General features: G+C 68.0%; 11 protein-coding genes. 8 read left to right on the top strand and 3 right to left on the bottom strand.

The features are described from left to right. Nucleotides 1–106: 106 nt before the first annotated feature. Entirely contained in the window at nucleotides 107–517 is a 411-nt protein-coding gene (locus AC07WJ_RS14545; protein WP_494935297.1) for a DoxX family protein, read from the top strand. 10 nt (nucleotides 518–527) lie between these two features. Here the strand turns inward: AC07WJ_RS14545 and AC07WJ_RS14540 are convergent, their stop codons facing one another. Further along, complete coding sequence (locus AC07WJ_RS14540) at nucleotides 528–1694, bottom strand: site-specific DNA-methyltransferase (RefSeq protein WP_494935296.1); 1167 nt, start codon at nucleotides 1692–1694, stop codon at nucleotides 528–530. Nucleotides 1695–1926: 232 nt separating this feature from the next. Here AC07WJ_RS14540 and ypfJ point away from each other — a divergent pair, with 232 nt between their 5' ends. The 6 genes from ypfJ (at nucleotide 1927) to AC07WJ_RS14510 (ending at nucleotide 7228) form a co-directional block, all read left to right on the top strand. Then, complete coding sequence (gene ypfJ, locus AC07WJ_RS14535; RefSeq protein ID WP_494935295.1) at nucleotides 1927–2835, top strand: KPN_02809 family neutral zinc metallopeptidase; 909 nt, start codon at nucleotides 1927–1929, stop codon at nucleotides 2833–2835. A gap of 190 nt (nucleotides 2836–3025) precedes the next feature. Beyond that, a complete protein-coding gene (locus AC07WJ_RS14530; protein ID WP_494935294.1) occupies nucleotides 3026–3676 on the top strand; it encodes a response regulator in 651 nt (216 codons plus the stop codon). A gap of 241 nt (nucleotides 3677–3917) precedes the next feature. Continuing rightward, nucleotides 3918–4532, top strand: a complete 615-nt coding sequence (locus tag AC07WJ_RS14525; protein WP_494935293.1) for a LysE family translocator — start codon at nucleotides 3918–3920, stop codon at nucleotides 4530–4532. A gap of 20 nt (nucleotides 4533–4552) precedes the next feature. Next, nucleotides 4553–5443 (top strand): c-type cytochrome, encoded by an 891-nt coding sequence (locus tag AC07WJ_RS14520; RefSeq protein ID WP_494935292.1) that lies wholly within the window; start codon nucleotides 4553–4555, stop codon nucleotides 5441–5443. Between the two features lie 35 nt (nucleotides 5444–5478). Further along, entirely contained in the window at nucleotides 5479–6246 is a 768-nt protein-coding gene (locus AC07WJ_RS14515) for an outer membrane protein (protein WP_494935291.1), read from the top strand. 115 nt (nucleotides 6247–6361) lie between these two features. Beyond that, nucleotides 6362–7228, top strand: coding sequence for an EamA family transporter (locus AC07WJ_RS14510; protein WP_494935290.1), 867 nt, complete (start codon nucleotides 6362–6364; stop codon nucleotides 7226–7228). Nucleotides 7229–7239: 11 nt separating this feature from the next. Here the strand turns inward: AC07WJ_RS14510 and AC07WJ_RS14505 are convergent, their stop codons facing one another. After that, a complete protein-coding gene (locus tag AC07WJ_RS14505; protein WP_494935289.1) occupies nucleotides 7240–7920 on the bottom strand; it encodes a response regulator in 681 nt (226 codons plus the stop codon). A 327-nt stretch (nucleotides 7921–8247) separates the two neighbouring features. Here AC07WJ_RS14505 and AC07WJ_RS14500 point away from each other — a divergent pair, with 327 nt between their 5' ends. Next, complete coding sequence (locus tag AC07WJ_RS14500; protein WP_494935288.1) at nucleotides 8248–9036, top strand: S1 family peptidase; 789 nt, start codon at nucleotides 8248–8250, stop codon at nucleotides 9034–9036. A gap of 321 nt (nucleotides 9037–9357) precedes the next feature. Here AC07WJ_RS14500 and AC07WJ_RS14495 read toward each other — a convergent pair whose 3' ends face one another. Continuing rightward, nucleotides 9358–11418 carry a M3 family metallopeptidase gene (locus tag AC07WJ_RS14495; protein ID WP_494935287.1) on the bottom strand — a complete coding sequence of 687 codons (2061 nt, stop codon included), beginning with the start codon at nucleotides 11416–11418 and terminating at the stop codon, nucleotides 9358–9360. Nucleotides 11419–11469 lie beyond the last annotated feature (51 nt).

Below are 11469 nucleotides of genomic sequence, written 5' to 3'. Positions count from 1 at the left end.
CTGCCGCAGGCCCCGGCTCTCCGCGCGGCTGCGTCGACTCACCCGGTTCATGACAGAGTTTTACAGACGGGGTGCGCGAAACCGCTCACAGGCCATGGGGATCAGCATGTTCGACAATCTCTTCGACAATCCGGCGCTCAACAACGCCGCCAAGCTCGCCGCCCGCATTCTGCTCGCGGCGATCTTCATCCAGGCCGGCTTCGGCAAGATCACCGGCTATGCCGGGGCGACCGCCTATATGGCGTCCGCGGGCGTGCCCGGCATCCTCCTGCCGCTGGTCATCATCGTCGAATTGATCGGCGGCATCATGATCCTGGTCGGCTACCAGGCCCGGCTCGCGGCCCTGCTGCTGGCCGGCTTCACCTTGTTGGCGGCGCTGTTTTTCCACCTGCAACCGGGCAATGCCGCGCAGATGGGCCAGTTCATGAAGAACCTGGCGATCGCCGGCGGCTTCCTGCAGCTGTTCGCCACCGGCCCCGGCCTGTGGTCGCTGGATGCGCGCAACCGCGGCCGATGACCGAAGGGGGTCAGCGGACCCCCATCTCCTCGCGGATGCGGGCACGCAGCGCGTCGATCGGCGAGAGCCGGCCATTGTCGTTGACGTGCCAGAAGGTCCAGCCGTTGCACGCCTGGGCGCCCTGCACCAGGGCGCCGATCTTGTGGATCGAGCCGACCTGCGGGCCGCTCATCAGCGACCCGTCGGGACGGACGGTGGCGACATAGCGGCGCTTGTCGTCGGTCAGCACGGTGCCTGGTATCACCAGGCCACGCTCGACCAGCGACGAAAAGGCGACCCGCGGCGCTTCGCGCGCCGTGGTGAAGCTCGCCAGCGATGCCTCTGGCAAGGGTTCGATCGAGGCAATGCGCGCCTCGGCCGCTGCGGCATAGGCGGGATCGCGTTCGATCCCGATGAACCGCCGGCCGAGGCGCTTTGCGACGGCACCGGTCGTACCGGAGCCGAAGAATGGGTCGAGGACGACATCGCCTGATTTCGACGATGACAGCAGCACCCGGGCGATCAGCGCCTCGGGCTTCTGGGTCGGATGCAGCTTGCGGCCGGCGCCGTCCTTCAGGCGCTCGTCGCCGGTGCACAGCGGGATGAACCAGTCGGAACGGACCTGGACATCCTCGTTGCCGGCCTTCAGGGCCTCATAATTGAAGGTGTAGCGCGCCTTGGCGTCGCGCGAGGCCCAGATCAGGGTCTCATGGGCATTGGTGAACCGGCGGCCGCGGAAATTCGGCATCGGGTTCGCCTTGCGCCAGATCACGTCGTTGAGAACCCAGAATCCGAGGTCCTGCAGCGCCGTGCCGACACGGAAGATATTGTGATAGGAGCCGATGACCCACAGGGCGCCGTCCGGCTTCAGCACACGTTTGGCGGCCTTCAGCCAGGAGCGGGTGAAGGCGTCATAGGCGGCGAAGCTCTCGAACTGGTCCCAGTCGTCGTCGACGGCATCGACGAGACTATCGTCCGGGCGATGCAACGCTCCCTGCAGCTGCAGGTTATAGGGAGGATCGGCGAAGATCAGATCGACGGAGGCCGCCGGCAGGGCATTCAGGGCCTCGACGCAATCGCCGAGCATGATCCGGCTGCCGAGGCCGAGGCCGGAGCTGTCGCTCGGCACAAGGGAAGGTGAACGGACCGCCCGTACGCGGTCACCTGATCGGGCGGTTCCGTTCAAACTCAAACGCATGAAGGCGACACTCGGTACGCTGAACAAATGTGACGCTGCACACGAGGGGAGATTGGCCCGACAGGGTAAAAGGATACTTAAGTCGACCAAGGAATTTGGTTTTTATTCTGTCACCAAAAGGTAAACCTGAATTATTTGTAAAACTTAAGGCGCAGTAAATCCTTGTTTCATCCTGGGAGTTGCGCGCGCCGGCCTCCAGCGTCATGATCCAGTCGACCCAAGGGGAAGTACCATGCGTTACGATGATTTCCGGCGCTCGGAGAATGTCGAAGACAGGCGCGGCGGCGGCGGTGGCGGCGGCGGCATTCCAGGCGGCCCCGCCGGCCTCGGCATCGGCGGCATGATCGTCATCGGCCTGATCTCCTATATGACCGGCATCAATCCCGCGATCCTGATCGGCGGCTATGATGCGGTGACCGGCGGCGGCCAGCGTCAGGTGCAGCAGCAACAGCAACCGGGCCAGCAGGGCCGCCCCGGCGACCAGATGGGCGATTTCGTCGCCGCGGTCCTCGGCTCGACCGAAGATGCCTGGACCAAGATCTTCCAGGAGGCCGGCCGCCGCTACGAGGCGCCGGGGCTGGTGATGTTCACCCGGGCGACCCGCTCGGGCTGCGGCGCGGCGCAGTCGGCCATGGGTCCGTTCTATTGCCCCAACGACCGCAAGGTCTATCTCGACACGGCCTTCTTCCAGGAGCTGACGACGCGCTTCCGCGGCTGCACCGGCGAGGCGCAGGCCTGCCAGTTCTCCTATGCCTATGTCGTCGCGCATGAGGTCGGCCATCACGTGCAGAACCTGATGGGCCTGCTCGACCGGGTGCATCAAGCCCAGCAGAGCGCCGGCAACGAGGCCCAGAGCAATGCGCTGCAGGTGCGCGTCGAACTGCAGGCCGATTGTTTCGCCGGCGTCTGGGCGTTCCACACCCAGCAGCGTGCCCGCTTCATGGACGAAAACGACGTGCGCGCGGCCATGCAGACGGCGGCCGCCATCGGCGACGACATGCTGCAGAAGCGCGCCCAGGGTTATGCCGTGCCCGACAGCTTCACCCACGGCTCGTCCGAGCAGCGCCAGCGCTGGTTCATGACCGGCCTGAGAAGCGGTCAGATCAGCGCCTGCAATACGTTCCAGGCACAGCAGCTCTGAGCCGGCCCGGGACAGGCCCGCGAACCGCATGCGCGGCGCGGGTCGGCCGGGCGCGCGCCGCCGCCGTTCACGGCCGGAGCTTCAAGACCTGACAATTGCATGACAGCCGGCCCCGCGGGCCGGGACGACAGGGCGACCACGACTTGATATCTGGGGGGTCCCAGGCCGTCGAGGCCGCAATGGACCGAGCATGAAGCGCCCCTTCACCGTCGCTCTCGCCGATGACCACGCGATCGTGCGCGAAGGACTGAAGCTGCTGCTGTCGACGCTCGATGACGTGGTCGTGGTCGGCGAGGCCGCCGACGGCGAAAGCCTTCGCGGCTTGCTCCGGCAAGATCCCGCCGACCTCGTCGTGCTCGATCTCGGCATGCCCGGCGTGACCGGGCTGCAATTCATCCGTTCGCTGCGCGACAGCTTCCCGCGCCTGAAGATCCTGGTTCTGACCGCCAATCTCGAACCGCGCACGGTCCGCGCCGCGCTCGACGCCGGCGTCGACGGCTATCTCACCAAGCAGGACGACCCGGCCGAACTCGCCATCGCCGTCGAGGCGATCCGTCAGGGCAAGTCCTATCTCGCCGCCGCGCTGCGCTTTGCGGCGGACGGCCGCGCCGTGGCCGAGCCCACAGCCGACACGATCTCGCCGATCCCGCTCACCCGCCGCGAGCTGCAGATCCTGGCGCTGGTCGCCCATGGCGCAACCGCGCGCGACATGGCCGAACGGCTCGGCATCAGCCCGCTCACGGCGCGCAAGCACCGCGAGAACCTGATGCGCAAACTCGACCTGCACAGCGCCGCGGAACTGACGGCCTATGCGGTTCGCCTGGGGCTTCCAGCCGGTTGAGGCGCTCGCCCGGCCCCCTTCCGCAAAGGCTGCTTGCCGCGTCAGCTTTCCGCTAACCCTGACACCATGGCCGGCACCCGGCCGGCGCGGAAATACGCCAGCGGGCGTATACGCCCCGGCTCCCCCTTGGGCTTAGTCCTGCTCCCGAACGACGACCGCGACTTCGAATCGCCGGGCGCCGTGTCCCATCGATTCCGCCCGGGACCCGGGCGGCGCGTTCGCGTCGGGAGACAAAGCGAAAATGCCGTCGCCGGACTATTGGATTCCGTTCGCCCTGGCGACGCTGGCTTTCGCCGTGATGCCCGGCCCCGCCATGCTCTACATGACCGCCCAGACCCTGGCGCACGGCCCCAGGGCCGGGCTCAAGGCGGCGCTCGGGGTTCATGTCGGCTGCGCCGTCCATATCGCCGCGACCGCATTCGGGCTTGCCGCGATCCTGCATCACGCGCCGCTCGCTTATGCCGCCGTCAAGCTCGCCGGCGCGGCCTATCTGGTCTGGCTGGGCGCCGCGATGATCCTGAACCGTCCCGGCCCGAGCGAAAGCCCCGCCGCGGCCGCTGCCGGCACATTCCGCGACAGCGTCGTGGTCGAGGCCCTCAATCCGAAGACGGCCCTGTTCTTCCTGACCTTCCTGCCGCAATTCGTCGATCCCGCGGCGCCCTGGCCGGCCTGGCTGCAGCTCCTCACCCTCGGCGTGATCGTCAACATCGCCCTGTCCGCAGCCGACGTCGCGGCGGTCGCCATCGCCTGGACGACGCTCGGCCGGTTCGCCCGGACCATGCCCTGGGCACTGACGGCCAGGGTCTGCGGCTCGCTGCTGATCGGACTCGGCGCCGTGCTGGCCCACCAGACCTGACCAGACCAACCGGAGGCGACATGACGGCTTCGCGATATCTCGTGCTGATGGCGGCGGCGGCGCTGGCCCTTGCCGCCGGACGTTCGGAAGCGGAAACCCTCGCCGGGCGCGGCCGCTACCTCGTCGAGGGCATTGCCGCCTGCGGCAATTGCCACACGGCACGGGGACCGGAGGGGCCGCTGCCCGGCATGGAGCTCGCCGGCGGCGCGGTCATGGCCGAACCGGGCTTTACCGCGCGCGTGCCGAACATCACGCCGGACAGGGAGACCGGGATCGGCAACTGGAGCGATGACCAGATCATCGCGGCGATCCGCGAAGGTCGTCGGCCGGACGGCACGATCATCGGCCCGCCCATGCCGGTCGAGCCCTATCGCGCCATCTCCGACACGGACGCCAAGGCCATCGTCGCCTATCTCAGGACCGTCAGGCCGGTCCGGAATGCGGTCGGCCGATCGGATTATCGGATCGCCCTGCCGGTGTCCTACGGCCCGCCGGTCGGGTCCGTGCCGGATGTCCCGCCGTCGGACCGGCTGGGCTACGGCCGCTACCTCGCGACCGCGCTCGGCCACTGCATCGAGTGCCACACGCCGATGGTCGACGGGCGCCGCGACATCCTGCGTCAAGGTTTCGCGGGCGGCTCGGCCTTCGCGGGCCCGTGGGGCGTCTCGACCGCGCGCAACCTGACCCCGCACGCAACCGAAGGCCTCGGCGGCTGGACCGACGCGGGGCTCAAGCGCGCGATCCGCGAGGGCATCGGCGCCGATGGCGGGCCGCTGCTGCCGCCCATGGGCTTTGCCTATTACCGCACCATGACCGAGGCCGATCTCGACGCCCTCGTCGCCTATCTCAGGACGCTCCCGCCATTGCCGATGGGCCGCGACGTCATGCCTGCCGCGCCCCGTTCCCCCTGACCTGTTCCAAGCCAATCCCAAAAATGGAGATCCCGATGAAGAAGCTCTTGTCCGCCATCGCCATCACCAGCGCATTGACCGCGCCGGCGCTCGCCGCCGACCGGCCGCTCGCCGCCCCGGCGGCCTTTGCCGAGGTCATGTCGGCCTACCGCTGGACCGGCATCTATGCCGGCATCAGCGGCGGCTATGGCAAGGGCGCCTCGCACCAGGGCATGACGACCTCGGCCTATCGGAACCTCGGCCTGTATTACGGCGACATGAACGAGAGCCTGGCGGCCAATGGCGGGCTGATCGGCGCGACGCTCGGCTACAATCACCAGTTCGACCGGCTGGTGCTCGGCCTCGAAGCCGACTTCTCCTATAGCGGCATGCGGAGCCACGGCCGGCAACTCGACGGCAATATCTGGCTGCCCGGCGACAGCGCGGTCCAGACCTGGACGAACTCGCTGACCTGGCTCGCCACCCTGCGCGGCCGGGTCGGCTTCACCTTCGATCGCTTCCTGGTCTATGCAACCGGTGGCTTGGCGCTCGGCAGCATCACCGACCGTACCCGCTACGACTATCAGGACGGCGCCGGCGGCGGCGGCACGAGCATCGACAGCTCGAGCAAGACCCATATCGGCTGGACGCTCGGCGCCGGCGTCGAGGCCGCGATCAACCGGTCCCTGACGGCCAAGATCGAATATCTCCATGTCGATCTCGGCACGCAGACCTACCGCACCGATCTTGGCCCGATCCTGATCCACGCCGATGGCAAAATGACCGCCGAGATCTTTCGCGCGGGCCTGAACTACCGCTTCTGATGCGATGGCGATCGCCGGGCGGCCGCGGTCGTCCGGCGATCGCATCAACGCGGCGGATGCCGTCGATCAGCGAAATCCGTTTGGCCGGGCGCGCGCGCGGCGGCAGTGTTGCGGCATGAAACCGCTCGACGTCGCGCTCGCCCTGGTCGTCACGCTCGTCTGGGGCCTCGCCTTCGTCCTGACCAAGGTCGCGCTCGACAGCCTGTCGCCGCCGCTCCTGATGGCCCTGCGCTTTCTGGTCGCGGCGCTGCCGGTGCTGTTCGTGCCCCGGCCGGCCCTGCCCTGGCGCTGGCTGGCCGGCCTCGGACTGACCCTGTTCGTCGGCCAGTTCCTGTTCCAGTTCATCGGCATTTCACAAGGCGTACCGCCGGGGCTCGCCGCGGTCATCGTGCAAAGCCAGGCTCTGTTCACGGTTGCTTTCGCGGCCGCTCTGCTCGGCCAGGTCCCGACATCCCGCCAGATCGCCGCCCTGGTCATCGCGACGGCCGGCCTCGTTTGCATCGCCGGCACCGTCGGCCAGGATTTCGATCTGCGCGCGTTCGCCCTGATCCTGATCTCGCCGATCAGCTTCGCGCTGGGCAATATCCTGCTGAAACGCGTCGGCGACGTCGACATGTTCGGCCTGATCGCCTGGCTCAGCCTGGTGCCGCCGCTGCCCGGCCTGGCGCTTGCCGCGGCCATCGACGGCCCCGCCGCGGTCTGGCGCTCGGTGCTGGACACCCCCGCGCTCGGCTGGCTCTCGGCCATCTATCTCGGCATCGTCGCGACGACCTTCGGCTATGCCGTCTGGGGCCGGCTGATCCGGCGCTATTCGGCGGCAACCGCCGCGCCCTTCGCCCTGCTGGTGCCGTTTGTCGGCGCGGCCGCCTCCTCGCTCGCCTTCGGCGAGAGCTTCGGCCCGCTGCGCCTTGCCGGCATGGGGCTGGTGCTGGCGGGCCTCGCCCTTCTGCTGATGCCGGCCGCCGGGCGACCGGCGCCCTGACCGTTCGGACCTCAGCCGTTCAAGGCCTGGCCCGGCCAGCCTTCGGCGGCGATCTTCGAGGCGGCGATGACCGCCTGGGTCCGGCTGTCGACGCCGAGCTTGGTCAGGATCGCCGAGACATGCGCCTTCACCGTCGCTTCGGACACCGTCAGCTCATAGGCGATCTGCTTGTTGAGCAGCCCCTCCGACAGCATCATCAGCACGCGCACCTGCTGCGGCGTCAGGCTGGCGAGGCGGGCCACCAGCTTGGCGCTTTCGGAATCGCGGCCGCCGGCCAGATCGATATCGGGCGGCACATAGGTGCCGCCGTCCAGCACCATGCGCACGGCGTCACGCATCGCCTCGGTGCCCAATGTCTTGGGGATGAAACCGGAGGCGCCGAATTCGAAGCAGCGGCGGATGACGTCGGCATCCTCGGTGGCCGAGACGATCACGACCGGCACACCCGGATATTGCGCCCGCAGGTACATCAGGCCGGAAAAACCCTTCACGCCGGGCATGGCGAGGTCGAGCAGCACCAGGTCGACATCCGGATCCGTGCCGATCAGGTCCGACATCTCGGTGAAGGACCCGGCCTCGGTAATGACCAGCTTGACGCCGAGCCCGGTCACCGCCTCGCGCAGCGCGCCACGGAACAAGGGGTGGTCGTCAGCAATGACGATCCGATAGAGCGCGGTCGCCGCATCCAACATCTGCTACCCCCATGGCCGTCTCCCCGATGACCTTCTTACGGATCATTGGCCGCAATTTTCTCAATTCCGGCAAGGGAATACAAGTGCCGTCCGGAGAATGCCGGCATGGCCGCGCGGCAAGGCTGGCCGCGCCAGCGGCGCCGGGCTTTCGACGCGCGGCCGGCTGCTGAAGTACCCTTGGGGAAGCTCGCTACCGGCCAGATGACCTCATCAGACTGTCACAGAGTTATGGGACTGCCCGATTGACAGGCCGCCTCAAGGGAGGTCTGTTAACTCCTGTGAGGTCCGGGTTGGCGGCTCTGCCCGGCTCAGAGCGCGAGGTATCCCGTGGCGCGTCATATCGGTTGGATTGCTGCAGTGGTCGGCGTGCTGGCGGCGATGCCGTCGGCGGAAGCGGTGATGCGGGGCGAACCCGCCCGGGATCCCAACGGCACCAGACGGTCGACGGTTCTGATCGAGACGCCCGAAGGCGTCTGCACCGGCGCCCTGATCGGACCGGATCTGGTGCTGACCGCGGGCCACTGCGTCTCGGCGCGCGGCCGCTATCGGGTGCGCTATCTCGACCGTTCATTCCGGCGCGCCACCGCCGCCGTCGCCCGGGTCCAGGCCCATCCCGGGTTCGACGCCCGCCACGGCTTCGCCTCCGACGACGTCGGGCTGATCCAGCTCGCCCGCCCGATCGGCGCCGATGCCCGCGCCGCGGCGCTGCCCGGCGGCTGGGGCTCCGGCGGCCGCGGCGAAGAAATGATCATTGCCGGCTTCGGCTCGACCGAGCGGGCGCGTGCCCGCGACGGCGTGTTGCGCGAAGCCCTGATGAGGACCGCGCAGCCGAGCGTCCAGGGCCGCGGCTTCGCCGGCCTTTCGGGCGAGGATCGCGCCCATCGCTCCGGCATGTGCGTCGGCGATTCCGGCGGACCCGTCTATCGCCGCGCCGGCGGTACCTTCACCATTGTCGGCATCCTGAAGGGCGGCACCACCGATCCCGGCCGCGAATGCACCTCGACGCCGATCTATATCCCGGTGCGCGATTATGTCGGCTGGATCCGCGGCCAGGCCGCCCAGTGGAGTGCCTCGATCGGACCTGCGACCGGCGGCACGGTGGAGATGCGGCACTGAGACTGCCGCTCGGTCGGCCAAGGCCTGGTCGGCGTCGCGTTGGTCAATCCAGGTGGCATGCGGCAGCACGCCTCCTGAATGTGCGGTTGCCTGCAACAGGTCGGGTTGAAGTCGTGGATGGCCGGGACAAGCCCGGCCAAGACGAAGGGTGGCCCTGGAAGAAGCGCTCAATCGGCGCAACGCGCCTACGCGGCAGTCAGGCTCGCTGCGAGATCGACACGTCGTCTGGCTCGGGCCCGGGCATCCATGACTTTCTTGCGGAGAACTCAACCCGAAATGACAACGGCGCGGCGCCACCAAGACCGCATCCCGCCGTCACGATCATCCCGCCTTGGCGAGCCCACGCTTGACCAGCAGGGCCTGCGGGTCGGGCTCGCGGCCGCGGAAGGCGACATAGGCCTCCAGGGGATCGCGGATATTGCCGGCGGAATAGACGAAATCACCGAGCCGCCGCGCCAGGGCCTTGTCGAAGACGTCGCCCTTTTCCTCGAAGGCGGCAAAGCCGTCGGCATCGAGCACTTCCGACCACATGTAGCTGTAATAGCCGGCTGAATAACCGTCGCCCGCAAAGACATGGGCGAAATGCGGCGTGCGGTGGCGCATCACCATGCCCTCGGGCATGCCGATGCGGGCGAGCTCCTCGCGCTCGAAGGCGATCGGATCGAGGCCCGCCGCGTCCTCGAGCGAATGGAAGGCCATGTCGACCAGCGCCGAGGAGGTATATTCGACCGTGGCGAAACCCTGGTTGAAATTGCGCGCGGCGATCAGCCGGTCGATCAGTTCCAGCGGCATGGCGGCGCCGGTCTCGGCATGCACGGCGAAACGCGACAGCACTTCCGGCCGCGCCAGCCAGTGTTCGTAGAGCTGCGAGGGAAACTCGACGAAGTCGCGGGCCACCGAGGTGCCCGAGAGCAGTGGATAAGTCACGTCGGACAAGAGGCCGTGCAGGCCATGGCCGAATTCGTGAAACAGGGTGCGGGCATCGTCGAAGGACAGCAGCGCCGGCTTGCCCTCCGGCGGCTTGGCGAAATTCATCACGTTGACGATGATCGGATGGATGTCGCCGGACAGTTTCTCCTGGCTGCGGAAAGCGCTCATCCAGGCGCCCGAGCGCTTGGTCGGCCGCGCGAAATAATCGCCCAGGAACAGCCCGACCGGCTTGCCGCCGCGCGACACTTCATAGGCGCGCACATCCGGATGATAGACCGGCACGTCGAGCCGGCGCTCGAAGGTGACGCCGAACAGACGGGTGGCGACGTCGAAGGCCGCCTCGATCATCCGGTCGAGCTGGAAATAGGGCTTCAGCGCCGCCTCGTCGAGCGCATGGCGCTGCTGGCGCACCTTCTCGGCGTAGAAGCGCCAGTCCCAGGGTTCGATCCGCTCATTCATGCCCTCGGCGCGCGCGACCTCGGCGAGCGCCTCGCGCTCCTCGCCGGCGCGCAGCTTGGCGGGACCCCAGACCCGGTCGAGCAGCGCGCGCACCGAAGCCGGCGTCTTGGCCATGGTGTCGTCGAGCTTGAAGGCGGCGAAGGTCGGATAGCCGAGCAGCCTGGCGCGCTCGATGCGCAGCGCCACGGTTTCCGCGACGATCGCGGTATTGTCGGTCGCCCCACCCATCTCGCCGCGCCTGACCCAGGCCTTGAACACCGTCTCGCGCAGGTCGCGACGCGGCGAAACGGTGAGGAACGGCTCGACCATCGAGCGGCCGAGCGTCATCACCGCGCCGTCGAGGCCACGATCGCTGGCGGCCTGGTGCAAGGCGGAGACGAGATAATCCGGCAGGCCTTCAAGATCGGCCTCGCTGAGCTGCAAGGTCCAGGTCGCCTCGTCCTTCAGCACGTTCTGGGCGAACTGGGTGCCGAGCGTCGCGAGCCGCTCGGTGACCGCACGCATGCGTTCCTTGGCCGGGTCATCGAGCTCGGCACCGGAGCGGATGAAGTTCTTATAGGTTTTTTCCAGCACGCGCCGCTGTTCGGCGCTCAGATCGAGGCTGTCACGCGCATCGTAGAGCGCCTTGACCCGGGCAAACAGCCTGGTGTCGAGGCTGATGGCATTGCCGTGTTGCGCCAGGATCGGCGCCATGTCGCGCTGGATCGCCTGGATCGCCTCGTCGGCATCGGAAGAGGCGATGTTGAAGAACACGCCGCAGAGCCGGTCGAGCGCATGGCCGCCCTTTTCCAGGGCGTCGATCGTGTTGGCGAAACTCGGCGCCTCCGCCTGGATCGCGATCGCCTCGATCTCGGCGCGGTGCTCGGCGAGCGCGCGGTCGAAGGCCGGGCGATAATCCGCGATGGCGATCTCGCCGAAGGGGGCGATGCCGAAAGGCGTGGTCCAGGAACGGAAGAAGGGATTGGCGGAGGCAGGCTGGCTGGCTTGGGTCATGCCGCCAATGTGGCGGCCCGGGATTGATTGCTCAAGACCCCCGATCGCCCG

Source organism: Phreatobacter sp. GW821-FHT04C01 (assembly GCF_059420385.1).
Note: the sequence above shows the minus strand (reverse complement) of the source record. Positions and strands in the feature narration are given on the sequence as shown.

Bases quoted from the DNA above. Each gene is read 5' to 3' on its own strand.
- AC07WJ_RS14520 (WP_494935292.1), top strand. From the start codon at position 4,553: ATGACGGCTTCGCGATATCTCGTGCTGATGGCGGCGGCGGCGCTGGCC.
- AC07WJ_RS14530 (WP_494935294.1), top strand. From the start codon at position 3,026: ATGAAGCGCCCCTTCACCGTCGCTCTCGCCGATGACCACGCGATCGTG.
- AC07WJ_RS14545 (WP_494935297.1), top strand. From the start codon at position 107: ATGTTCGACAATCTCTTCGACAATCCGGCGCTCAACAACGCCGCCAAG.
- AC07WJ_RS14515 (WP_494935291.1), top strand. From the start codon at position 5,479: ATGAAGAAGCTCTTGTCCGCCATCGCCATCACCAGCGCATTGACCGCG.
- AC07WJ_RS14510 (WP_494935290.1), top strand. From the start codon at position 6,362: ATGAAACCGCTCGACGTCGCGCTCGCCCTGGTCGTCACGCTCGTCTGG.
- AC07WJ_RS14525 (WP_494935293.1), top strand. From the start codon at position 3,918: ATGCCGTCGCCGGACTATTGGATTCCGTTCGCCCTGGCGACGCTGGCT.
- AC07WJ_RS14540 (WP_494935296.1), bottom strand. From the start codon at position 1,694: ATGCGTTTGAGTTTGAACGGAACCGCCCGATCAGGTGACCGCGTACGG.
- AC07WJ_RS14505 (WP_494935289.1), bottom strand. From the start codon at position 7,920: ATGTTGGATGCGGCGACCGCGCTCTATCGGATCGTCATTGCTGACGAC.
- AC07WJ_RS14495 (WP_494935287.1), bottom strand. From the start codon at position 11,418: ATGACCCAAGCCAGCCAGCCTGCCTCCGCCAATCCCTTCTTCCGTTCC.
- ypfJ (WP_494935295.1), top strand. From the start codon at position 1,927: ATGCGTTACGATGATTTCCGGCGCTCGGAGAATGTCGAAGACAGGCGC.